Raw genomic sequence first — 24,886 nt, 5'->3', positions numbered from 1 at the left:
AATTACCACTCCAGAAGAGTGGTTCCCCAGGTCAACCCTGCACCAAAACCGGCTAAAAGCAATTTGTCGCCCGGTTTCAATTTTCCTTCGCGGTTCAGCTCATCTAAAAGGATGGGTACCGACGCTCCGGAAGTATTACCATACCGCTCTAAATTCGCTGGAAACTTTTCCATCGGTAATTTAAGTCTTTTCGCTATGGATTCGGAAATCCGGTAATTGGACTGATGCAGAATAAAATATTTAATTTCTTCTAATTCGGTTCCGCTCCCGGCAATCGTCTTCTTAATTGCCTCCGGCACGGTCTTAACCGCAAATTTAAAAACTTCCTGGCCATCCATGGTCATATAGCCTAATTCCGGTTTCTTTCCTGTCAGGAAATTTCCCGTAGTGCGTCCGCCGCATTTTAAAACGTCGCCTTTCGTTCCGTCCGCACCCATGGTCAGCCCCATGACTCCGGTGTCCTCCGCCCTCACGACAGCCGCTCCCGCACCGTCTCCAAAGAGAACGCAGGTGCCCCGGTCGTTCCAGTCCACCAGCTTGCTGAGTGTATCCGCTCCGATCACAAGCCCCGTCCGGTAGATTCCCGCCGTCAAAAAGCTATGTACCGTGTTTAAAGCGAAGACAAATCCCGAACACGCGGCGCTTAAGTCAAACGCCACCGCATTGACCGCGCCGACCGCGGCCTGTACCTCGCAGGCACCATTTGGAAAACAGCAGTCTCCCGAGGAAGTGGCAAGGACGATAATGTCCAGTTCTTCCGGTTTTATTCCGGATTGTTCAATCGCCAGCTTCGCCGCCTCCGCCGCCAGATCGGAGGTTCCTGATTCTGCTGCCGCAATCCTTCTTTCCCGGATTCCGGTTCTCGGTCTGATCCATTCGTCGCTGGTATCCACAATCTTTGCCAGATCATCATTGGTTACCACCTGTTTCGGTACAGCCGAACCTGTTCCTATAATTCTAGTCGTCATAATTTCCCCCATTCGTGCTGTGATTCACACATCCAGGTAAATGGGAAAACCCGTGGTTTTCACCTGTCTCTGATATTTTTCGTTTCAAATATTTTGATATTCAAACCAATTCTATACAATCCCGATTCGTTTGTCAAGAAAAATTTTTAAAATAACAGCCGCCTGTGATATGCCACATCGTTCAAGAAATTTTTTCGGACAAATGGTAAAATAGAACAACAAACAGAAAAGGAAGTAAGACAAATGGATTTACAGAACGAAAAATGTGTCATGGTCATCGACGAGACACTCCCCACCGGCCTGATTGCCAACACCGCCGGAATTATGGGAATCACGCTTGGCAAGGAGATGCCGGATACCGTGGGGCCTGACGTCACGGACAAGACAGGCTGCTCCCACCGGGGCATCATCCAGTTCCCTGTCCCCATACTAAAGGCTGACGGAGCCAAAATACGGGAGCTCCGGAAATAGCTTTACCTGCCGGAATATGCGGAACTGACTGTGGTGGATTTCTCCGACACGGCACAGAGCTGCAAGACCTACGATGAATTTATTGATAAGGCTGCCGCCACCGAGGAAGATACCTTCTCCTATCTCGGTATTGCCATCTGCGGACCTAAAAAAGCGGTGAATAAGCTGACAGGGAATCTCCCGTTGCTTCGATAAATGAACATGTGTTTCAGGTATTACCCCAACACCAATATGCAAAGAGGCCGGATCTTTGGAATCCAGCCTCTTTGCATCTTTAACTGTTAATTCGTATCTCTTCCGATATCCCGTACAAACGCTATGAGAGGTAATCTCATGTCTGCTGTTTAATATCGTGCCGTCAATATCGAGGCATATCATGTTACACACCATATCCGTATCCTCTTACTTCATCAGCTGCTGGTAGACATCCCGTTTACTGATTCCCCGGTCCTTCGCCACCATACGCATGGCCTCTTTTCGTTCAATTCCCTGCTTCTCATACAGATCCATATGCTCTTCCAGAGACATCTCCTCAAACGATTTCATCCGTTCTTCCTTTATTTCACCGATACTCTTCCCTTCGATAACAATGACGCACTCGCCTCTCGGATCCTCCGTCTCATAGGCCGCCAGCGCATCTTCAAACGTAGTCTGAAACGCCGTCTCATACCGTTTCGTCAGTTCCCTGCATATGGTGATTCTCCGGTTTCCCAGGGCCTCTCTCAGTTCCTCCAGCGTCCTGACAAGCCGGTGGGGCGCTTCATATATAATGATCGTTCTCGTCTCACGCTTCAGTTCCTCTAAAATCCACTGTTTTTCCTTCTTATCAGAAGGGAGAAATGCCTCAAAGCAGAAACGCCTCGTTGCCAGTCCCGATATGGTCAGAGCCGTAATGCAGGCCGCAGGCCCAGGCAGAGATGTAAGCGGTACTCCCGCCTCATGGCACTGCCTCACCAATTCTTCGCCCGGATCAGAGATTCCCGGTGTTCCCGCATCTGTAATTAATGCGATGGAAACTCCATTTTTCATCTGCTCCACCAGATATCTGGCCTTGTCCACCTTGTTGTATTCATGATAGCTGGTCATGGGCGTCTTAATATTAAAGTGGTTTAACAGCTTAATACTATGCCGGGTGTCCTCCGCCGCAATCAAGTCCACTTCCTTTAATGTATTCAAAACCCGCAGGGTAATATCATCCAGATTCCCAATAGGCGTCGCACATAGATACAGCTTTCCTGTTTTCTGATCCTTTACCTGTTCTTCCATCTTCTTTTCCAACTTTTCTGCTATTTTTCGGGCCGTTTGACCGGCCTGTTTCTTCTATCATTAGTAGATATACTTTAACACAGAGGGCGAGACTTTTCAAGGAAAGGCGGAAATATGGCAGGGCGGAAAACACCAATCCCCTGGTTCTCCGCCCTGCCATATTCACCTAATTCTCCAAATTCTCCCCATTGCTGGCAATACATAATGATCAATTTCTCAATACCCGTAAATATCATAAATCTCCTGCGTATACACCCCCGGCTCCCGATATACCACAATCGGCGCCTCCACCTTAATCATGGATTTACCGCCACGCACGGCTTCAATCAGGACCATATTGGCCTCTTTGTCCACAAATGGATGGACCATCTTCATCCGCTTCGGCTCCAGCTTATACTTCGTCAGCGCCGTAATAATTTCTATCAGGCGATGAGGCCGGTGCACCATGTAGAAGCGCCCGCCCGGCCGCAAAAGCTTCGCCGCCTCCCTCGCCACATCGTCCAGCGTACATAGCACCTCATGGCGGGCAATCGCCTTGGGCAGATCGGGATTTTTAAGTCCATGGGAATCGTTCATATAGGGCGGATTCGAGGTCACCACGTCAAAGGAAGCCGCGCCAAACAGCCGGCTGGCTTCCTTGATATCGCCCTTTACGATCGAGACCTTCTCTTCCAGGTGATTGAGCGCCACGCTGCGCGCGGCCATCTCCGCCACCTCATCCTGAATCTCAAGCCCCGTATAATGTTCGCCTTCATATTTCGCTTCCAGAAGAATCGGGATAATTCCCGTCCCGGTTCCCAGATCGATCGCCTTTTCCCCCGGCTTCACCGCCGCGAAACCGGATAAAAGCACCGCATCCATACCGAAGCAGAACCCGTCCTTCTTCTGTATAATCTGATAGCCGTTTCTCTGTAAATCGTCAAGCCGTTCCTCATCCTTAAGCTCAATTATCATCTAACTTGGATTTCCCTTCCTTCTTCTCAAGGGCTTCCAGAGCCTTCAGCTCCGCATCCGCTACAGAGCCTTTATCCTTGCGCCGCCTCGGTTTAAACTTCAGCTGATCCACACGGTATTCTCTGATTTCCTTCTCATCCTTTGTGATGACGATGACCTTCACCAGCTGACGAAGCACGCTGACCGAGTGTACCTCACCCTTCAGCCCGTCGTCCGTGGTCACATAATCCCCCACATTCGGAAGCTTGCTGTTTAAGTCCTCGTACGTCTCTTCCTCATTCTTTAGACAGCACATGAGCCTTCCGCAGACACCGGAGATCTTCGTCGGATTCAGCGACAGATTCTGCTCCTTCGCCATCTTGATTGAAACAGGAATAAACTCCGATAAGTAAGAGTGGCAGCACAGCGGCCTGCCGCAGATACCGATTCCTCCCACAATCTTCGTCTCGTCTCTGACGCCGACCTGACGAAGCTCGATTCTCGTTTTAAATACCGATGCCAGATCCTTCACCAGTTCGCGGAAATCGATTCTTCCATCCGCAGTAAAGTAAAACAGCACCTTGTTATTGTCGAAGGTATATTCCGCATCGATCAGCTTCATCTGAAGCCCGTGTTTCCTGATCTTTTCCTTACAGATCCGGAACGCTTCCCTTTCCTTCTCGTGGTTTTTTAACTCCACATCCTCATCTTCTCTCGTCGCCATCCGGATTACAGACTTAAGCGGCTGGACGACCTTGTCATCCGGCACCTCTCTGCTTCCCAGCACTACATAACCGTATTCAATCCCTCTCGCCGTCTCCACAATCACGTGGTCACCCGTATGAATCTCCCTGCCGGCCGGATCGAAATAATAGATCTTCCCCGCATTGCGGAATCTTACACCAATCACTTTTATCATCAATCAGTTCTCCTTCATTACCAGTAACATGAGCTCCATGGCCAGTTCCATATTCACATTGGCATTCAGCCTGATCCCCGCCTTATCAATGGACTGGAGAATCTTTTCAATCCCATCGTAGGCGCTGGAGGCGCTCATTTCCTTAATTGTATTATACTCTTCCTTAAACACCAGAAGATTAATATCCTGTGTCACCTTATACATCAGCACATCCCGGTACCATAGCTGCATAAAATCGAGGCTGTCATAGATGTCCAGACTCTCATCCTTCAGCTTCTTGATATAGTCCAGAAGCTCCGTAATATCCATATCCTTCAAATGCTTCAGCATATGCAGAAGCTCGGTATACATCAGCTGAAAATCCTCCGAAGAGGCCAGATGGATCGCCTTTCCCAGATTTCCTCTCGCAAACGCGGCGTAAATCTCCGCCTTCACCTCGGGAATCCCCAGAGATTCCATCAGATACGTCCTGACCACGCTGTCCTGAAGCGGCTTCAGCTTTAACTGCACGCATCTGGAGAGAATCGTCGGCAGAAATGCCTCCTGATTCGTAGTCAGCAGCATGATAATCGCATAGGACGGCGGTTCCTCGATGGTCTTAAGCAGGGCATTCTGCGCTTGTGCCGTCATCTTTTCCGCTTCATCCACGATATATATCTTATAATAGCTGCTGTAGGGCCGTACCATGATTGTATCATTAATTTGTTCCCTGATATCGTCAACGCCGATGCTGTTCGGCTTTTCATGATTTACAAAAATCAAGTCCGGATGGTTGCCGCTCATCACCTGCTTGCAGGCGTGGCACTGCATACACGGTTCCTTCTTCCCCTTTTCACAGAGAAGCGTCATGGCAAATGCATTCGCCAGCGACTTACGTCCCATTCCTGCCTCACCTGTCAGAATATACGCATGAGATACATGATTTGTCTCTATAGCCTTCTTAAAATGTTCCTTTATCATCTCATGACCGATTATATCGTTAAATCCTGGCATTGGGGCACCTCCGTCTCAAAATATACGGATTTATTATAGCATATAAAATTCATACTCACAAGAAATAAGTGCTGGTAATTCCCATAAGAGGGCGTCTCCTGTCATTTCCCGCACAAAAAGAAACAGACGGCCCCATACGGCAGCCGTCTTAAGCATTTAATTCAGTTCCATCCTCTCACCAGCCTTCACCCGGTAAGAAATTCCGTCCTTCTCAAAATATACGTCCAATGCGGCTGGATTCCATACCATAGATCCATCCGCGCTGAACAGCAGCCGGTCGTACGCCATCATATAATCATACAGCTCCAGGTTTGTCGCATACCAGATCTCATCCCGGTTTCCGGTATACGCAGCAAATCTCTCAATCACCTCCCAGTTCCCATCAGCCTCAAACTCATAGCTGTGTCCCCAGAGATAGAACAGCCAGGAGCCGTACTTTGGCGTCTCCTCCACAAATTTTTCCGCCAGCTCCATCAGGCGCTCATCCCGGTGATGGCACGTGGCCGTCAGACGGAGCCAGTCGGATGGAAGCCGGAAATCCCATGTTGAAATCGTTGTTCTTGCATAGGCGATTCCCGCCTGCACAAGCGTATCGACCACTCTGTCACTGGTAGTACCGAAGGGATAAGCCATTCCCCTGACAATTGTATGAAACTGCTGCTCCAGATTCTCCCGGTCCTTCATCACCTCAGCCGTACAGAGATTCACCGGAAGCTGCTCCAGAAACGGATGTGTCAGCCCATGAACCGCCACCTCCATGCCGCTGCCGCCGTAGACCTCCGTCACCGCCTTTTCCGTCATTCTTCTGTGCACCGTACCGGGTGGGTATACCGTACCCTCTTCCGCGTAGAGCCCGCTGTTTAAGTTAAATGTGCCCTTTAATCCATGCTGCTTCATGATTTCGATCAGACGGACATCCTGTTCCACTCCGTCGTCATAGCTTAAAGTCAGCGCCTTCTTTTTTCCCTTTGGAAACTGAATAAAGATACTTCCCATGATTCTTCCCCCTTTCCTCCAAATGCGGGCAGCTTACTCCCTGCTGCCCGCTGCCTGTTCCATAAACGCCTTCATATCCCTGCAAATCTCCTCCAGGCATACCCTCAGATCATCATTCCTGTATCTCCTGTCAATTCCGCATCTTACCAGGTTTTCTTCCTTAAAATCCTCTTCATCCGCCAGAAATCTCCGGCAGAGTTCCTTATATTTCGGTTCCTTCTGCCCCTTTTCCCGCTCCAGCGCACGTTCCAGCCTCACGCCGTCATCCACCTCGATGTAGACAGGAACCAGCCCATTTTCACCGAAATACTCTCTCATCTTCTCATAAGACTCCAGCGTTCCGATCATCAGATAAGAATCCCTGTCATCCAGACAGATCTGCCCGTCATCCACGGTAAAATAACTCCACGGTCCATACACCGTCTGATACGTCCGTTCCTCGATCAGCCTTTTCTCCCTGCGGAAGTCATCCAGCCGCTCCACCGTCGTAAAATGGTATTCCACCCCTTCCGTCTCCCCATCCCGGATCGGCCTCGTCGTATAAAGGACCACCGTCTTTAATTCCGGTATTCGTTCCCGCAGTTCTTTATAAATCGTATCCTTCCCGGATGCGCTTTTTCCCATCACATAAAAAATCTTTCCCATGTTTCATTCCTCAGTTTTTTCTAAAATAATAGTATCTAACTATCCGCTCCTGCTGCCGTCAAAACCTCCTCCACCTCCGGATCCGCCGTTCCCTGGACCGGAAGGCCCTTGCGCTTATACTGCCGGATCATCTCCACCAATTCCGGTTTTAATACTTCTCCCGGCGCCACAATCGGAATTCCCGGCGGATAGATGTAGATAAACTCCGCGGATACCATTCCCTCACACGCATCGAGAGGGACAGATCGCCCCGGAGAGTCCATCGCCTGTGCGATCGTCATAGCAATCTCCGGCCATCCACAACCACGTTCCTTTTCCATCCCGTTATCCACAATTCCACGGTCTCTTTCCCCTGTGTTATCCTCGTTTATCCCCGAAAAGCCTGATGCGGCAGTCCCGCAGTCTCCCGCCTCCCTCCTCCGCTCATGATCGATCTCCAGGAAAGCCCGGCATAACCGGTCCAGACCCTCATCCGTATCAGCCACCGTAGTAATCGCCGTCACATAATCCGGTCCGCACATTTCCATTTCCAGATGGTATCTGTTTCGAAGCAGCTCCGTAAGCTCCGGCCCGGTCAGGCCGCTGCTTCCCACAGAAACCACAATTTTAGACTTATCCACATCAAAGACCTGGCACCGCCCTTTCACTTCATCAAGAAGAGCCAGACACTCCATCTCCCCCATCCGCCGCCGGATACGGTCCAGCCTGCCGCTAAAGGCCTTCATCTCATCTCTTCCCGCTTCATCCATCCATCGGATACAATTTTCAATAGCGGCCATCAACACATACGACGGGCTGCTGCTCTGGAACATGTGTACATACCGGTCAATTCTGCTGATATCCGCAAATCCCGCTTTCACATGCATGACCGCGGTCTGAGTCAGAGAAGGAAGCGTCTTATGGAGACTCTGTATCACCACATCCGCCCCCAGCTCCAGCGCAGAAACCGGGAATCCCGCCTCCCCTCCAAAGGGGAAATGCGCCCCGTGAGCCTCATCCACAATCAGCGGAATCCCCCACTCATGGACGATTTTCGCAATTGCACCGATATCCGAGACAATACCGTCATACGTGGGAGATACCACCAGCACAGCCTCCGTCTCCGGATGGGTTATCAACAGCCGCCGCACATCCTCCGGCGATAATCCACCCTGAATCCCAAATTCCAGGATTGTCTGTGGATAAATATATTCCGCCCTCAAATGGCCCAAATACACGCCATGATATGCCGATTTATGGCAGTTCCGGCTCATAAGAATAGTGCCTCCATGGGAGACAGAGCCGCAGACCGCGCTCAAAATACCGCAGCTGCTTCCATTCACAAGATAATACGTCCGGTCCGCCCCATAGACATTTCCTGCCCACTCCATAGATTCCTTCAGAATCCCTTCCGGGTGGTGGAGATTATCAAATCCCTCAATCTCGGTAATATCCACAGAAAACGGATTTGGAAAATCTCCTGCAAATCCGGTCCCCGTCTGTCTCTTATGCCCCGGCATATGAAACGGATAGGCGTCAGATTCCCCATATTCCATTAATCGGTCCAGCAGATACTTCTCCATCTCCATCCTCCAGATCATTTTCTGTTACAATTTTCTTTCAGATTAGCAGATCAATGGTGAAATGTCAAATCCTCACTCCTTCACAGGCTGAACTGTTACAGGTATTGTTTTGCAATCCGGTCCTCCGGCTTTCTGTCCGTCAGATAGAGAACCAGGAGAAATATCCATTCCAGGGGCTTCATCACCAGATACGTAATATCCGCCGCCAGAGGCGTCCTGATGTGCTTTGCCACCGGATACCCATACGTATCATACGCATGGCGTACGAAGCGGTGAAAACGCGGTGTACGCTCCTCAAGCACCTGCTCAAATGCATTTGCCACACACAGCTGCCGGTTCACCACGATCCGATGCCCATGCCGGACTCCCATCCGTTGGGGTTTCACCAGTTTCTCATGTCCCCCGGCCGCCACCGTACAGAGATAATGGCCATCGCTGTAAACTGTCGGCGGTGATATCCGCTGTGACAGCATCCAGTCGCTTGTCTCTGTAAATGCCTTCACCGCGGCGGATGGTTCCTGCCCAAACAGCACGAGAACCGCAATACAGATTCCCAGCACCGGCCACACCATGAGAAACGCCAGCGCTGGCCAGCAGCTGCTCTTTACCAACAGGCGCCGCAATCCCGTAAACTTTTCGAAATCTTTTCCCTCATCCTCTTCCTTCTGTTCCTTTAACAGGGTCTTCACCACAGAAGCTGACAACAGAATCACATTCAGAGGAAATACAGCGAGATAAACAGATAATTCATCCGCCCGCCCCAGTACCTGGATAATCCACATCACACAGACCGCGCAGCCAATATACAAAAATGAAATACTAAGAATCTTAACCAGCGGCGGCAGCCTTTTAGACGCCAGCTTTAGCAGAAAATATCCCAGAAGCCCCAGCGAAACCAGAACAAGAACTGTAACCACATAGTGCTCCGACACAGGAGTATGGATCGCAGAGTCACTGGCAAACAGCTGCTCCTGCCACTCGCCTCCAATCCCCATATAATCATACAGTATAGCGGAAAACAGCGGTCCCAGAATCCATGTAAGCACCTCCGCCGCATTTTTAAATTTCCCCGGTTCTGCAAGAATAAAATATAAATTCATGAAAGTCAAAATAATTGGAACTATAAAAAACAGAAACAGCAGCCCCAACAGTATAATACTTCCAAAAAGTTGCCCTGCTAAATCAGCCATTATTCTATCCCCCCATTTCTGAACGATTGTTTTGCCTTTTCAAACGAAAGATTCCTTGTCCTGAAATCCGCAGCCCCCGCCTGATAGTTCTTAGAAATAACCCACCTGTAATACTCCGTTAAAAATTCCGTTCTCCCGCCGGAATAAAACCGTCCGAGAACCGCATTATCTTCAAGCGTCTCAAGCACTACAGGAACTGCGTCCGCCGAAAGCGCCTGCGTCATATACGTAAAATCGCTGTCAGACCATTCACCCACATGAGCTGCATTATAGTCCGCAATCACCCGATCCGGTCTCATATACGAAAATCCCACAAAAAATACAGATACCATCACAAGGCACCATCCAAACAGCGGAAATCTGTTCCTATAGATCAAAATAACCACACCAGCCATCATACACGCCAGCAACAGCAGGAACCACAGCACCAGAACCCGCAGATACGTCAGGTGATACTCTCCGACATACAAAGCCATCCGGTATGCCGCGGATGCGATCATCACATACGTACATCCGCAGATGACAGTCAGAACGCCATTTAAGAAACGGCTTCTCTTAAAAAACTTCAGGTTCATAAGCACCATAACCAGATTCATCACAGCCACAAACAAAAGCTGGAAAAATCCCTGCCGCGCATAGGAGGAGTACGTCACCCCCTCCGGCAGACTGCCTTTTCCGAGAAAAAGGTAAATGACCTGTATCCCGCTAAAGAACAGATACAGCAGTGCAACCGCGCTCATGCACGTAGTAGCGGTAACCGGTTCGTGGGTTCTCATCGTCTTTTCTTCCCCGGAGATCTGGTCCATACAGGCTCCGCAGATCAGGCAATAGACTCCAAATGCCCCAAAAGCAGTCATGGAGACCATAACGAGAATAGTCCATACATTCAGAACCGTCTCCATCCAGTGAACCACCATGGAGCCAAACACTACATCCGCCCGCCCCAGAAGAAATCCGGCTACCAGCAGGATCGGCAGAGCTGCCGCCAGCCCCATGAGCACCCGTGATGCCGTTCTGTACTTTTTCAAACTGACCTTCTTAAAAAATTCGTTCCCCTGAAAAAACGGATAGACAACTGCCGCAATCACACAACAGAGATAGACTGCCATAGAAGATAAATACTTACCGATACTCCACCCCCTGTCTTCATAAAACTGGTGAATAACAAAAATAACCACGAGCAAAAATTCAGCCGTCTTAATCAGCAGAATAAGCAGCGGATCCGCAGTCCTGCAGACCGCGATACCCAACAAAACAGCAGTAACGATCAAAAACCATGATCCCCGTTTCCACTCTATCGAAAGCCTCCTGATCATCCAGGCCAGCACACCATAAATTCCCCCAACCATAATTGGATACGTAATTCCACTGGGGTTCTTATACATACAAAATGTATACAGTATTCCAAATGCCAGAGCCACCCCCATAAATATCGGAAAGTTCTGTGTAATAACCTCCTGCTTTCCCCTACGCCAAGCCGGAACAGGCACTTCTTTTATCTCCTTTTTCATATCCTTTTTTATATCTTTTTTCTCCTGTATTATCTGACTGCTATCTCCGTTTTGCTTCTCAGGTTTTGCCTGATATTCAAGTATGTTCTGATTTCCACCTCCCTCCTGACTTTCAGTTATCACCATTTTACCCTCTTCCTCCAGAATCTTCCCACTCATCAAACTTCCTCCTTCTTATTATCGCAATTCTTCATCCATTACTTCTCTTTCCTGTAACATACCATAGTATATATTTAATTTCAATATTAAATTATTGATAATCAATAACTTAATATTGTTTTATAATAAAATGTAAGATTTTCTTTCGTTTTTCCTTTCTTTACATTTTTTCAGATCAGTCTTATAATAGATGTCGAAGTCAGAACCTTTGTATCAAACTGCGGGATATTTGGCTCTCACGGCCGTTGCCAGATAGCCAGCCATACATAATACCCAGAACTTCACCCGCAGAAATAAAATAAGCTAATCCACGAAGCCCGTGAAGTACCTTGCTAAGCGGATTAACCAGGAGGTGATTCATTGTGAGAACAATCGAATTTAAGATGGAGCGCCCCGGACTCGTCAAGGCGGGTGATGAAGTATCCATTATCGAAAGGGAAGGAACCAGCAGCTATAGCTATATCATCGATCCGGCCGTTGCCATGTCCGGCTGCTATACCGGCCGTGACCGCATCAAATCCGACCACGGAATCGTAAAAGAAGTCAAGCACAACGACAGAGGCTACTATGTGATTGTAGAATTTGACGAATAAAGAAAAGGATCCGGGACGCAGCGTCTCCAGATCCTTTTTACTTTATCAATTATTTATTCTCCTCAATCCCGTTTTCCCTCATAAGCCAGTAAACTCCATAAGCAGGTATCTCCACCCCTTTCGCCTCCATCGCTCTCCCAGAGATCAGATCCGTATACATCCCATCCTCCTCGTTAATCCAGGCGACTTTATCGAATTCACTGAAATTAAAGAGGGCAATTACCTTATCCTCCCCGTACTCTCTCACCAGCCCCAAGATGGAATCATCCCATGTGTCAATGGTCCATACCCGCGCATCCGTGCAGAAAACCGGATACTGTGCCCGGATCGTCTCCAGCTTCCTAATGCCGTCGAAAATCTTTTCCTGAAGACTGCCCTTCACACTGCGTTTCTTCTCCAGATCCCACCGGAAATCGCCTCTGTGCAGATAACGGGAGTCATCCCATTTTCTGGGATTCTCGTGGTAGGTATAATCATTTTCCTGACCGATCTCATCGCCGCTGTAGATTACCGGAATCCCCGACTGCGACAACATATACGCATGAAGCATCAGATCCAGCCTAACAGCCTTTTCAAGGGCTTCTGCGCCCCTCTCAAACGCAGCCTTTTCAATACCGCATAACGATGCCGTAGTTCCGCACAATCTTGCATCCCCGGACTCAGGGTCTGAATTGTACAACTCTCCCCGTCCAAACGATCCCGGATACTGCCCGGTCAGAAAATCATTCAAATACTTTTTATGGCTGACCTCATCGATCCCGAATTGTCTCAGCCACGGATAATCCAATCCCCAACCGATATCGTCGTGACAGCGCAGATAATTTAAGAAAACGTAATCCTTCGGCAGACCGCTCACCACATTCATCTGCTGGCGAAGCAGCCGGATATCCTTTGTCGCCACACTGTTCCAGGTAGCCGCCATGGTCGTCACATTATAAAGCATGTGACACTCCGGCTTCTCCACGCTGCCGAAATACGGAACCACTTTATCCGGTTCCATCACCACCTCGCCGAGCAGAAGGACCCCCGGACACACAATCTCACAGATAATTCTCATAATCCGCACAATGGTGTGCACCTGCGGCAGATTCCTGCAGTTCGTCCCCAGCTGTTTCCAGATGTAGGGAACCGCATCAATACGGATTACATCAATCCCCCGGTTCACCAGGTTCAGCATATTTTGGGCCATCTCGTTCAGCACAACCGGATTCCAGTAATTCAAATCCCACTGATAGGGATAAAATGTGGTCATCACATATTTTCCCGTCTCCTGTACCCAGGTAAAATTCCCCGGAGCCGTAGTTGGAAATACCTCCGGCACTGTCCGTTCAAACTGTGCCGGAAGATCGTAATTATCGTAGAAGAAGTACCGGCTCTGATACTCCGGATCGCCCGCCTTCGCCTTTCTGGCCCATTCGTGGTCCTCCGAGGTATGGTTCATCACAAAGTCCAGACAGATGCTCACCCCCCGTTTATGGCACTCCTTTGCCAGACACTCTAAGTCCTCCATGGTACCCAGATCAGGCCTCACCTTCCGGAAATCAGATACCGCGTATCCGCCGTCGCTCCTGCCCTCCGGCGTATCGAGAAGCGGCATCAAATGCAGATAATTGACCCCGCATTCCTCAATATAGTCCAGATGCTTTAAAACCCCGTTCAAATCCCCGGCAAATGCATCCACATACATCATCATACCGACCATCCGGTTTCCTTTATACCACTGCGGATCCTTCGCCCGCTCCCGGTCCATCGTCTTAAGAGCCGCCTTCCTCTCCGTATAAAACCGGTACATCTGTCCGCACAGCTGCTTAAACGCCTCATCCTGATTATTATATAGTTCGCAGTAGAGCCATTTCAGCTCGTCATAGTACCTGTCAAACCTTTTCTCATATTCCTTACAGTAGTCCATCTCACCATATCTCCTCGCCAAATACGCTCTATAATTTCTAAATATTTACAGACTTTTCATAATCACTGTACTATTTGTATTATTCTACCGTAAACAGCTTCACCTTTCGATCCGACACGATCTGATTTTCAATCCCATATACCGCATTTGAAATAACATACTCACCGTCATTTACAAAAACCTCAATCAGATTGGAATCCACCAGAATCTCCACATGGCCGCCATTCTTCATTTCCGGTGTCTCAAACTGCATTCTGCACTCCCTGTCATCTCCCGCAGTCAGGCTCCGGTCCGTACAGATTCGATTCCCTTTCCGGTAAATCCGGTATCCGCCGACATCGATACCATCTCCATCCTCTAAATCTGCCTCTGCCCGATATCCCGCTTCTGCAGCCTCCTTTGGCGTATCAATTGCTCTGCCGTAGGCTTCCCTGACCGCCGGATGCATCCGGAAATAAATATGGCCGTCCTCTACTTCCACCACTCTGGGACTGCACATCATCCCAATCCATTCACCGCCGACCGTCTCCGGCATACGGACCCATGCAGCCATCACTCTCCGGCCATCCTGATCCACCGTGCTCTGCGCCGCATAGAGATCCAGGCCATAATCGAGAAACTGGTATTGATCCGGCATCGTCATTGTACAGCTCTCTTCCTCAAAGTCCACAACCATGCAGATACTCTGATTCTCTTCTTTATACCCATCCTTTAAAAATCCCATAGGGGAAAATGACAGAACCTTTCCCCCCTTTGTCTCATAGTAATCCGGGCACTCCCACATCCATCCAAAACCGCTTTTCGACACGGCATTCACATACGACCAGTTTATCAGATCAGCGCTGCGGTAAAAGAGCAGTCTGCCATTTCCGTCAATTCCATGGGTCCCCAGCACCATATACCAGGCGTCCGCCCCGTGCCACACCTTAGGGTCCCTCGTATGAGCAGCATCGCCCCTTTCCCGTTCCCCGATCGGAGCAATAATCTCTCTTTTATCCTTTATATTGTCAAAATGAACCCCATCCTCCGATGTAATCATCATCTGTGCCGAGACAAACTGATCATCCAGACAGAGATTCGTGTCCTCGGGATCCTCTAAAAGATAACTGACACCGGTATAGTACAGATATAATTTCCCGTCCTGTTCCACCGCACTTCCGGAAAAACACCCATCCCGGTCCCCGCGCTTACTTGGAAATAAGGCAATTCCTTTATGTTCCCAGTGCACCAGGTCCTCACTCACCGCATGTCCCCAGTGCATCCTCCCCCACCTTGGTCCATAGGGAAAGCACTGGTAAAACATATGGTACTTCCCCTTGTAATAAATAAATCCATTCGGATCATTCATCCAGCATCCCGGAGCCTTTATATGTATTGTATTTGTCGTCATCGTATGCAGCCTCTCCTTACCAATCATCTATTTTACTGCTCCAGCCACCACGCCGCTGATAATCTGCTTTTGAAGCGTAATATACAGGATTAACACCGGTATTACGCACAACAGCAGTCCAGCCATAATCGTGCCGTAATCCGCCGAATACGTGCCGTAGAAGCTGTAAGTGGAAAGAGGCAGCGTCAGCAGCTTCTTATCCGACAGCACCAGAGACGGCAATAGGAAATCATTCCAGAACGCCAGTGAATTTAAGATCACCATCGTGGAAATAATCGGCTTCAGCAGTGGAAAAACGATTCTGAAAAATGTCTGGACGTGGGTACATCCGTCGATATTCGCGGCCTCCTCCAGCGCCACCGGAACATTTCCCTTAATAAAACCATGAAACATAAACACGGACATCGCCATGGAAAATCCCGTATGTATAAACACCAGCGTGCTCCTGTGATTCAGCACATTCAGCTTACCGCCATAAATACTCACCAGCGGAATCATAATCGCCTGGAACGGAATAATCATGGAAGCCACCATCAAAACAAAGGCAATCCTGGAAATCGCATTGTTATTCCGCACGATATAGTAGGCCAGCATAGCCGCCAGCAGCGTAACGAGCGCCGTTGCAAACACCGTTACGATCAGGGAATTCTTAAATGCGTTCAAAAAATCCATCTGAACAAACGCCTTCACGAAGTTATCAAACGACAGTCCCTTAATTGTATACAGCCAGGAAAATGGACTCTTGATAATATCCCGTTTCTGTTTCAGGGAATTAATCACCACCATGTAGAATGGGAACATGTAAAGAATAAATATCACGATCAGTCCTGCTGTAGCCACAAGCTCCGATTTCTTTCTCTTCTTACCGCTTCCTGCTTTCTCTCCCGCCATTATGCTTCCACCTCCTTCTTCTTGGTCAAATAAACCTGAATGCCGCTGATACAGGCTACGATCACGAACAGGATCAGCGCCTCCGCCTGGCCCACGCCAAACCGTCTCGATGTAAATGCCTTTTCATACACGTGCATGGCCGCCATCTCCGTCGTCCCGTAAGGCGCACCAGCCGTTAAGGAAAGGTTCACATCGTATACCATAAATGCCCTGGACAGTGTCAGGAACAGGCATATGGTAATGGAGGACATCATAAGAGGCATAATAATGCTCTTCATTTTCGTCCATCCCGAAGCACCGTCAATCGTAGCTGCTTCCATCACATCATCACTCAGTCCCATAAAACCGGCCACATAGATAAGAATCATATATCCGGACAGCTGCCACACCGTGACAATCACCAGTGCGATAAATGCCTTTGTCGGTTCCGAAAGCCAGGATGCCTCAAACAGTCCCCAGCCCGTAGCATCACCGATTCCCACAAATACTCTTGAAAATACAAACTGCCAGATATACCCGAGAACGATGCCCCCGATCAGGTTCGGTGTAAAAAATCCGGCCCTGAAAAAGTTCTGTCCCTTAATCCCTCTTGTCAGCAGATAGGCGATCATAAACGCCAGCAGATTTACAAATACCACCACCACGATCACATACTTAAAGGTCAGAAGTAGAGACGACCAGAACTGTCCGTCCTTCATAACCCCGGCAAAATTCTGCAGACCGATAAAATTCTTCACATCCGAAACTCCGTTCCAGTCCGTCATCGTCAAATAGACGCCGTAGATAAACGGAACAATCACAACTGCAAAAAAGCAGAATAATCCGGGCAATGCAAAAATACAGAAATCTTTCCCTTTGCTCTTTGATTTCATCCTGGACACCTCTCTCCTATCTCTGTTCTTCCCAATATTTCTCAATCGACTGAATCAGTTCCTCCCGGCTGCTTCTGCCCGCCAGGTACTTCTGCATGGATGCTCCCAGAACCGCCCAGTGGTCATTTGGAACGATAGCAGACGCGTTAAACGCCCTCTCTTCATGAACCCGGTTGTAAATATCGCGGCTCAGCGGATCAGCCGGTTCATAAGGATTATTCTGAAATGGCGGAATCAGATTACACGTCTTCACGATCATCTGCTGTCCGATCTCACTGAATACAATCCAGTTCAAGAACTCCCTTGCCGCCGCCCTCTCTTGATCCGAAACTACGCGCCCGTCTATCATAATCTGTTTAGACGGAGACGCCTGGATCTTTTGATTGGCAAAATCCTCAGGATCGTTATTCAAAAAGTATGGAAGAAAGCCATACGCATCCGAATTCTCCGAACCGGCCTCCGAAAGATTCGGCCATGCCCAGTTGCCGTTAAACCAGAAAGCGGTCTTTCCATCCACCAGGTCGATGGCCATCTCGTCATAATCGGCCCCCAGCGGATCCTTTCTCGCCACGTTATACTCCCGTAAGATATCAAACATATTTAAAAACTGATTCATACGGTCATAAGAATTTAAATCCAGTGTCCCTTCCTTGATCGCCTCGATAACCTCCTGGGCGCCCTCAGAAGTCCCGTCATACGTCTCATAGATATACTGGAGCTGGTGCGCTCCCAGAGACCAGTCTTCCTTTGCCACAGAAACAGGCCGTTTCATGCCGGCCTCCGTCAGCTGATCCAGAAGTGCCGCAAACTCATCCATGGTTGTAACAGACAGAGGATCGAATTCCCTTCCCAGCGTTTCTTCAATCACCGACCGATTATAAATCAGCCCGCGGCCTTCAATACAGAGCGGGAAGCTATATATCTTTCCATTCACCTCTGTCAGATAACCTTCCGCCTCAGCAGTCCAGGGCTCTCCCGTTAAATCAACCGCTTTTTCCTCAGCCAGCGCTATCACATCGGTAGTATCCAGAATTGCCATAGTAGGCGGCGTCCCCGAGTTATACATACTGACAACCTTAGTATAAGGAGAATCCCCATCCGTAACCGGCATAACCTCCACGTGGACTCCCGATTTCTTTTCATATTCCTCCGCCATCTTCGTCAAAGCCACCTGTATCTCCGCCTTAGAATTCAAAAGCGTGATTTTCGTACCTGACAGAGAAGCGTCATATTCAAACGTATCCACCGACGTGTCAATCGGCACTTCCTGTACCACCTCATTCGGATCATCCGGATCACTGGCAAATCCAAATCTGCATCCCGTCAGCATCATAACCGCCGTCACCATCATGACTCCGATTTTAATGGCCTTCGTACCAATCCTTTTCATCATCCTCATTCCTCCTTTAACGCTGCAATTTTTATCGGCCTCATTCTATGTAACCGGTAAAGTAACCGGTTACTTTATGTTTTTATCATAACACCCTTTTGGTCAATTTGTCAATGTGCAAACTACTTTTCGTAAAACTGCTCTAATACGGCGTACACAATTTGTACGAACTTTACAAAACCGGTTACTTAACCGATTACTCTTGAAGCGCTCATCTATTTTTGTTATACTGAATAAAGAGGAAGGAGCGAAATTCCAGACAGTCACAGGAATCTTCACTGGCAAGAAAACTCCTTTTTATAAAAAAACCCTACATTTTGAAAAGAGGCATCACGGATGACGAAAAAAAAGAATATAACATTTGACGATATTGCACAATACACACATTTTTCTAAGACAACGATATCCAGATACTTTAATAATCCGGATTCCCTCACGCTTGAGAACCAGCAGATCATTTCCGACGCTCTTGTAAAGCTCAACTATAAAGAAAACAAGGTAGCCCGCATCCTTGCCAACGGCAAGACAGAATTTGTCGGTATCCTGATTCCAAACCTTTATCTGCACTATTATTCAGAAATGCTGAATCAGATTCTTGCCACCTATGAGACGTACGGGTACAAGTTTCTGGTATTCATCGGCCACGAGAACGCGGAGACGGAGCGCCAGTACATTCAGGAGCTTCTGGCCTATAAGATTGAGGGGCTCATTGTCCTGAGCCACACACTGTCCTCCAGGGAACTGGCAGACCTTCAGATTCCCATTGTCACCATAGAACGGGAAGACCAGTATGTCTCCAGCATCAACACCGATAATTACATGGGCGCCATACAGGCCACCAGCCTCCTGGCCAGACATAACTGTGACATACTGATTCATATCAATACACCGACCGCCGAGAACATCCCCGCCTACGGACGAATCCAGGGCTTCATTGATTTCTGCAAAGAGAACAATATTAAAAACCGTATATTCTGCCACAAAACAGAAAACACCTATGATTCCTCTCTCCAGTACTTAAAAGATATCTTAGAGGAACTGGAGACCTCTTATACCGGCATACGAAAAGGCATATTCGTCTCCAACGACACCCATGCCAATATTCTGTTAAACTTAATTGTCCGTAAATACGGCAGGCTGCCCGACGACTATTATATTATAGGCTTTGACGACTCCCCGGTTGCCAGGGAAGCGGTTATCCCGATCAGCACAATAGGACAGCAGATAGACCGCATAGCCAATGAGGCGGTAAGTCTCCTTGTCAGCCAGATGAATGAACGCAAAAAAAGAAAACCAGCTCCCTTAAAGGAACCGGTCCATAAAACAATCACTCCCATTCTGATCCGAAGAGAGACCACAGAAAAAGAAAATCTGCCAGAGAACCGTTAATCCGGTTTCCTGGCAGATCTTTTTATGGCAGTACCTCAACTCTGTTTCTTCCATTCTTCTTCGCCTGATACAGTGCCTTATCCGATAGACAGACCAGATCATCCATCTGCACCTTACCTTCCCCATGCCAGGTATAGACACCAATGCTGATAGTAACCGCGCCTTCTTCCTCACCATTGATTTTAAAACGGCATTCAGCGATCCTCTTTCGTATTGTCTCCGCCATTTCCACCGCTTCATCCCGGTCCCACCGGAACAGGCAGATAAAAAATTCCTCCCCGCCAAAACGAATAGCCGCCACATCATTATCCTGACAGCACCCCCGGATAATCTCCGCGATCTTCTTCAGACACACATCGCCAGCAATATGACCATACCGGTCGTTAAACTTCTTAAAATAATCGATATCCAGCATCATACACGAGATCGTACCGGATTCCTCTTCCAGTTTCTTGATTTTCTCCCCGATAAACCACTCCATATACCGCCGGTTATTCATATCGGTCAGCTCATCAACCATGGCCTGATGGCTCAGAATCTCATTTACCCTGGTAATCTCCTCGTACTGTTTTCGGATCGTTACCTCCTGCTTTGTGACAATCACCTTATTTCGGTAAAGCGAATAAGAGATAGCCGTAGAAATACCCGCGATTGAAAAACTGTTTATAATATTGCTGAAAATATTATTTTCAATCGTCTGGATTCCCGGCAGACAGATATTTAAAAAGACAAATGCCGCCATAAAAATAATTCCAGCCTTTACCGGCTCCAAAAAACCAAGTGCTGCCACGGACAGCATCATATATGTAAATACGCTTAAATCGTTTCCTCCCAGCTGATCGTTCAAAGTAACACAACAGCCCCAGAAGCAGATAAATGCCGCGTAAACCAGCTCAGCATGAAGATACAGATGGTAATTTTTCTTTTCTTTCCTCCAGAAATTCCGATTTAGGATCATAGCAATTCCCGTAACCAGGAAAAGAGTCAGATACAAGATACAGTAAATAGCTCTCCTCTGTGTCTTAAACGGGCCGCCCGGTTTCGCAGCCATCAGTATCAGCATTAAAAGTTGAAATACCACAACGAATACGCTGATGATCTTCCAGGCGCGATTGACACTCTCAGCCCGTTTCTTTTCAATTTCAGCCCGGTACTTTTCCTCCATCGGCAGTCCTCCCTATCGCTTTACTTCATCATACATTTTAATAGAGTTTTGGAAAAAATAAAACAAAGATAAAAAAGCCTTGAAACAGAAATTGTTTCAAGGCTTCATTTCGATGAGACACCGGGGACTCGAACCCCGGACAACTTGATTAAAAGTCAAGTGCTCTACCACCTGAGCTAGTATCCCATAATGCCCAAAGTCGGAATCGAACCAACGACACGAGGATTTTCAGTCCTCTGCTCTACCAACTGAGCTATCTGGGCATGTACATCTGTAAGCATACTTAAAGTTCTCACAAAAAATTGCGGGGGCAGGATTTGAACCTGCGACCTTCGGGTTATGAGCCCGACGAGCTTCCAGACTGCTCCACCCCGCGTTATTAAATTATATTCGATACATCTTCTTTTTAGAAGTGTATCAAGTGGATGGTGGTGGATTCGAACCACCGAAGCAATTTGCAGCAGATTTACAGTCTGTCCCCTTTGGCCACTCGGGAAACCATCCATATTATATACTATTTAGTTTTATTTGATTCATGCAAGCCGATGATCGGACTCGAACCGATAACCTGCTGATTACAAATCAGCTGCTCTGCCAATTGAGCCACATCGGCGAATTACTCATTCGGACTTTACATACTGAATGGGACCTACAGGGCTCGAACCTGTGACCCTCTGCTTGTAAGGCAGATGCTCTCCCAGCTGAGCTAAGATCCCACATACGAAATATTCTGTTAAAACGACCCGGATGGGATTCGAACCCACGACCTCCGCCGTGACAGGGCGGCGCTCTAACCAGCTGAGCCACCAGGCCAAACCTGTTTTGAAGGTTTTACATATACCCTCAAAACCACACATTGTACATATCTTTCATCCGTTCTTACTTCCTCTGCCATTTCTGACAACCTAAACCAACTTGGTTAAGCCCTCGACCTATTAGTGACAGTCAGCTCCACATGTTGCCATGCTTCCACCTCTGCCCTATCTACCTCGTCGTCTTCAAGGGGTCTTACTCTTGCGATGGGATATCTCATCTTGAGGGGGGCTTCACGCTTAGATGCCTTCAGCGTTTATCCCTTCCCGACTTGGCTACCCGGCCATGGGTTTGATACCCAACCGGTACACCAGAGGTCAGTCCATCCCGGTCCTCTCGTACTAAGGACAGCTCCTCTCAAATATCCTACGCCCACGCCGGATAGGGACCGAACTGTCTCACGACGTTCTGAACCCAGCTCGCGTACCGCTTTAATGGGCGAACAGCCCAACCCTTGGGACCTACTTCAGCCCCAGGATGCGATGAGCCGACATCGAGGTGCCAAACCACTCCGTCGATGTGAACTCTTGGGAGTGATAAGCCTGTTATCCCCAGGGTAGCTTTTATCCGTTGAGCGATGGCAATCCCACTTTATACCACCGGATCACTAAGTCCTACTTTCGTACCTGCTCGACCCGTCAGTCTCGCAGTCAAGCTCCCTTATGCCTTTGCACTCTTCGAATGGTTTCCGTCCATTCTGAGGGAACCTTTGAGCGCCTCCGATACTCTTTCGGAGGCGACCGCCCCAGTCAAACTCCCCACCTGACATTGTCCCCCGGCCAGGTCATGGCCGCAGGTTAGAAACCCAATATCGCAAGGGTGGTATCCCAACAATGGCTCCGGTAAGACTGGCATCCTACCTTCTTAGCCTCCCACCTATCCTGTACATGCGACACCGAATCCCAGTATCAAGCTGGAGTAAAGCTCCATGGGGTCTTTCCGTCCTGGCGCAGGTAACCAGCATCTTCACTGGTACTTCAATTTCACCGGGTGCATTGTCGAGACAGCGCTCAAATCATTACGCCTTTCGTGCGGGTCGGAACTTACCCGACAAGGAATTTCGCTACCTTAGGACCGTTATAGTTACGGCCGCCGTTTACTGGGGCTTAAATTCAAAGCTTCGGATTGCTCCTAACCTCTCCTCTTAACCTTCCAGCACCGGGCAGGCGTCAGCCCATATACCTCACCTTTCGGTTTTGCATAGACCTGTGTTTTTGCTAAACAGTTGCTTGAGCCTATTCTCTGCGGCCCACTCTCGTGGGCACCCCTTATCCCGAAGTTACGGGGTCATTTTGCCGAGTTCCTTAACAATGCTTCTCCCGCCGGCCTTAGGATTCTCTCCTCATCCACCTGTGTCGGTTTACGGTACGGGCACGTATTACACAATAGCGGCTTTTCTTGACAGCCCCTATACCAACTTCCCTACTTTTGTTCGGTACGCTTAACGCTTTCCTGTTGTTAAACGGATTTTCCAGTCTAACCAGTCCGGCGCTTGCCCCGGTCTTTTCATTCCCGGGTTTGGCTTCGGTTCTGTGTCCCCACAGTTCTGATAATACGCGGTACAGGAATTTCAACCTGTTGTCCATCGACTACGTCTTTCGACCTCGCCTTAGGCCCCGACTTACCCAGAGCAGATCAGCTTTACTCTGGAAACCTTAGATATTCGGCCTGGAGGATTCCCACCTCCATCTCGCTACTCATTCCGGCATTCTCTCTTCTTAACACTCCACGCCTCCTTACGGTAACGCTTCTCCGCAGTTAAGAATGCTCCTCTACCAATTGACTTACGTCAATTCCTAAGCTTCGGTGTTGTGTTTCAGCCCCGGACATTTTCGGCGCAGGACCTCTCGACTAGTGAGCTATTACGCACTCTTTGAATGTGTGGCTGCTTCTGAGCCAACATCCTAGTTGTCTTTGAAATCCCACATCCTTTTCCACTTAACACACACTTTGGGACCTTAGCTGTAGGTCTGGGCTCTTTCCCTTTTGACTACCCAACTTATCTCGTGCAGTCTGACTCCCGTACATCATTTATGCGGCATTCGGAGTTTGATATCTCTTGGTAAGCTTTGACGCCCCCTTAAGAATTCAGTGCTCTACCTCCGCTAAACTAATACGAGGCTAGCCCTAAAGCTATTTCGAGGAGAACCAGCTATCTCCGGGTTCGATTGGAATTTCTCCCCTACCCACACCTCATCGCCACCCTTTTCAACGGATGTGCGTTCGGTCCTCCATTTCCTTTTACGGAAACTTCAACCTGGACATGGGTAGATCACCCGGTTTCGGGTCTGCCTGAACTGACTTATTCGCCCTATTAAGACTTGGTTTCCCTTCGGCTCCACACCTTCAGTGCTTAACCTTGCCAGTCCCGGCAACTCGCCGGACCGTTCTACAAAAAGTACGCGGTTCCACCTAAAATGTGGTTCCACAGCTTGTAAACACAGGGTTTCAGGCTCTTTTTCACTCCCCTCCCGGGGTCCTTTTCACCTTTCCTTCACAGTACTATGCGCTATCGGTCACTAAGGAGTATTTAGCCTTGGGGGGTGGTCCCCCCGAATTCCCACAAGGTTTCTCGTGTCTCGTGGTACTTTGGAATCTGCTCGCTCTCTTCTGGTTTCACATACGGGGCTTTCACCCTCTGTGGCCGGTCTTTCCAGGACCGTTCTGTTACCATACGAGTCACTTTTAGCAGTCCATAACCCCGGCATGCACGCACGCCGGTTTAGGCTCCTTCCATTTCGCTCGCCGCTACTTTGGAAATCGAGTTTTCTTTCTTTTCCTCCGCCTACTTAGATGTTTCAGTTCAGCGGGTTCCCAACGTATGGCTATGGATTCACCATACGCCGACTGAGGTTTGCTCA

At 48.6% G+C, this 24,886-nt stretch carries 18 protein-coding genes, 7 tRNA genes, 1 rRNA gene and 1 pseudogene (1 of these 27 only partly in view); 3 read left to right on the top strand and 24 right to left on the bottom strand.

What is annotated here, in order from left to right; all coding sequences use genetic code 11:
• Positions 1 to 2: 2 nt before the first annotated feature.
• Positions 3 to 968 (bottom strand): beta-ketoacyl-ACP synthase III, encoded by a 966-nt coding sequence (locus M1L66_RS00220; protein ID WP_320930941.1) that lies wholly within the window; start codon positions 966 to 968, stop codon positions 3 to 5.
• Between the two features lie 243 nt (positions 969 to 1,211).
• Here M1L66_RS00220 and M1L66_RS00215 point away from each other — a divergent pair.
• Positions 1,212 to 1,634, top strand: a pseudogene (locus M1L66_RS00215) (DUF2000 domain-containing protein).
• Between the two features lie 207 nt (positions 1,635 to 1,841).
• Here the strand turns inward: M1L66_RS00215 and rsmI are convergent.
• From rsmI to M1L66_RS00170, 9 genes are all read right to left on the bottom strand, one after another.
• Entirely contained in the window at positions 1,842 to 2,705 is an 864-nt protein-coding gene (gene rsmI, locus M1L66_RS00210; RefSeq protein ID WP_187023585.1) for a 16S rRNA (cytidine(1402)-2'-O)-methyltransferase, read from the bottom strand.
• Positions 2,706 to 2,921: 216 nt separating this feature from the next.
• Positions 2,922 to 3,659: a tRNA1(Val) (adenine(37)-N6)-methyltransferase gene (locus tag M1L66_RS00205; RefSeq protein WP_434690103.1), complete on the bottom strand. Its 738-nt coding sequence runs from the start codon at positions 3,657 to 3,659 to the stop codon at positions 2,922 to 2,924.
• Positions 3,649 to 4,557, bottom strand: coding sequence for a PSP1 domain-containing protein (locus M1L66_RS00200; protein ID WP_117622175.1), 909 nt, complete (start codon positions 4,555 to 4,557; stop codon positions 3,649 to 3,651). Before M1L66_RS00200 ends, M1L66_RS00205 begins: the two co-directional genes overlap by 11 nt.
• A 3-nt stretch (positions 4,558 to 4,560) precedes the next feature.
• Complete coding sequence (gene holB, locus M1L66_RS00195) at positions 4,561 to 5,550, bottom strand: DNA polymerase III subunit delta' (RefSeq protein ID WP_434690100.1); 990 nt, start codon at positions 5,548 to 5,550, stop codon at positions 4,561 to 4,563.
• Positions 5,551 to 5,706: 156 nt separating this feature from the next.
• Positions 5,707 to 6,546 (bottom strand): polysaccharide deacetylase family protein, encoded by an 840-nt coding sequence (locus tag M1L66_RS00190; protein WP_434690098.1) that lies wholly within the window; start codon positions 6,544 to 6,546, stop codon positions 5,707 to 5,709.
• 33 nt (positions 6,547 to 6,579) lie between these two features.
• Complete coding sequence (locus M1L66_RS00185) at positions 6,580 to 7,191, bottom strand: guanylate kinase (RefSeq protein WP_187023456.1); 612 nt, start codon at positions 7,189 to 7,191, stop codon at positions 6,580 to 6,582.
• A 35-nt stretch (positions 7,192 to 7,226) separates the two neighbouring features.
• Positions 7,227 to 8,759, bottom strand: a complete 1,533-nt coding sequence (locus tag M1L66_RS00180) for an aminotransferase class I/II-fold pyridoxal phosphate-dependent enzyme (protein WP_434690095.1) — start codon at positions 8,757 to 8,759, stop codon at positions 7,227 to 7,229.
• Positions 8,760 to 8,848: 89 nt separating this feature from the next.
• A complete protein-coding gene (locus tag M1L66_RS00175; protein ID WP_434690093.1) occupies positions 8,849 to 9,943 on the bottom strand; it encodes a DUF6688 domain-containing protein in 1,095 nt (364 codons plus the stop codon).
• Entirely contained in the window at positions 9,943 to 11,613 is a 1,671-nt protein-coding gene (locus tag M1L66_RS00170) for a DUF4153 domain-containing protein (RefSeq protein WP_434690091.1), read from the bottom strand. The genes M1L66_RS00175 and M1L66_RS00170 overlap by 1 nt, the downstream gene beginning before the upstream one ends.
• 362 nt (positions 11,614 to 11,975) lie before the next feature.
• Here M1L66_RS00170 and M1L66_RS00165 point away from each other — a divergent pair, with 362 nt between their 5' ends.
• Positions 11,976 to 12,206 carry a hypothetical protein gene (locus tag M1L66_RS00165; RefSeq protein WP_002605435.1) on the top strand — a complete coding sequence of 77 codons (231 nt, stop codon included), beginning with the start codon at positions 11,976 to 11,978 and terminating at the stop codon, positions 12,204 to 12,206.
• 49 nt (positions 12,207 to 12,255) lie between these two features.
• On the opposite strand, the gene M1L66_RS00160 is transcribed toward M1L66_RS00165, so the two are convergent.
• From M1L66_RS00160 to M1L66_RS00140, 5 genes are all read right to left on the bottom strand, one after another.
• Positions 12,256 to 14,115 carry an amylosucrase gene (locus M1L66_RS00160; RefSeq protein WP_434690089.1) on the bottom strand — a complete coding sequence of 620 codons (1,860 nt, stop codon included), beginning with the start codon at positions 14,113 to 14,115 and terminating at the stop codon, positions 12,256 to 12,258.
• Positions 14,116 to 14,194: 79 nt separating this feature from the next.
• Positions 14,195 to 15,505: a glycoside hydrolase family 32 protein gene (locus M1L66_RS00155; protein ID WP_434690087.1), complete on the bottom strand. Its 1,311-nt coding sequence runs from the start codon at positions 15,503 to 15,505 to the stop codon at positions 14,195 to 14,197.
• A gap of 27 nt (positions 15,506 to 15,532) precedes the next feature.
• Entirely contained in the window at positions 15,533 to 16,396 is an 864-nt protein-coding gene (locus M1L66_RS00150; protein ID WP_434690085.1) for a carbohydrate ABC transporter permease, read from the bottom strand.
• Entirely contained in the window at positions 16,396 to 17,268 is an 873-nt protein-coding gene (locus tag M1L66_RS00145; protein WP_187023450.1) for a carbohydrate ABC transporter permease, read from the bottom strand. The genes M1L66_RS00150 and M1L66_RS00145 overlap by 1 nt, the downstream gene beginning before the upstream one ends.
• Positions 17,269 to 17,284: 16 nt before the next feature.
• Positions 17,285 to 18,658: an ABC transporter substrate-binding protein gene (locus tag M1L66_RS00140; protein WP_434694173.1), complete on the bottom strand. Its 1,374-nt coding sequence runs from the start codon at positions 18,656 to 18,658 to the stop codon at positions 17,285 to 17,287.
• Between the two features lie 336 nt (positions 18,659 to 18,994).
• Here M1L66_RS00140 and M1L66_RS00135 point away from each other — a divergent pair, with 336 nt between their 5' ends.
• A complete protein-coding gene (locus tag M1L66_RS00135) occupies positions 18,995 to 20,047 on the top strand; it encodes a LacI family DNA-binding transcriptional regulator (protein WP_187023449.1) in 1,053 nt (350 codons plus the stop codon).
• A gap of 22 nt (positions 20,048 to 20,069) precedes the next feature.
• Here M1L66_RS00135 and M1L66_RS00130 read toward each other — a convergent pair whose 3' ends face one another.
• From M1L66_RS00130 to M1L66_RS00090, 9 genes are all read right to left on the bottom strand, one after another.
• Positions 20,070 to 21,212, bottom strand: a complete 1,143-nt coding sequence (locus M1L66_RS00130) for a GGDEF domain-containing protein (protein ID WP_187023448.1) — start codon at positions 21,210 to 21,212, stop codon at positions 20,070 to 20,072.
• Positions 21,213 to 21,325: 113 nt separating this feature from the next.
• Positions 21,326 to 21,398 (bottom strand) — tRNA-Lys (locus M1L66_RS00125).
• A 4-nt stretch (positions 21,399 to 21,402) separates the two neighbouring features.
• Positions 21,403 to 21,475 (bottom strand) — tRNA-Phe (locus tag M1L66_RS00120).
• 39 nt (positions 21,476 to 21,514) lie between these two features.
• Positions 21,515 to 21,588: transfer RNA gene (locus tag M1L66_RS00115), tRNA-Met, on the bottom strand.
• Positions 21,589 to 21,634: 46 nt separating this feature from the next.
• Positions 21,635 to 21,716, bottom strand: a tRNA-Tyr gene (locus tag M1L66_RS00110).
• A gap of 36 nt (positions 21,717 to 21,752) precedes the next feature.
• A tRNA-Thr gene (locus M1L66_RS00105) sits at positions 21,753 to 21,825 on the bottom strand.
• A 30-nt stretch (positions 21,826 to 21,855) separates the two neighbouring features.
• A tRNA-Val gene (locus tag M1L66_RS00100) sits at positions 21,856 to 21,928 on the bottom strand.
• A 23-nt stretch (positions 21,929 to 21,951) separates the two neighbouring features.
• Positions 21,952 to 22,025 (bottom strand) — tRNA-Asp (locus M1L66_RS00095).
• 102 nt (positions 22,026 to 22,127) lie between these two features.
• Positions 22,128 to 24,886, bottom strand: a 23S ribosomal RNA gene (locus M1L66_RS00090); it runs 132 nt beyond the window's last position.

Origin of the sequence: Hungatella sp. SB206, assembly GCF_051132295.1 — a bacterium.
Lineage (GTDB): Bacteria > Bacillota > Clostridia > Lachnospirales > Lachnospiraceae > Hungatella > Hungatella effluvii.
The sequence above is the reverse complement of the archived record's forward strand: the minus strand, read 5'-3'. Positions and strand labels throughout refer to the sequence as shown.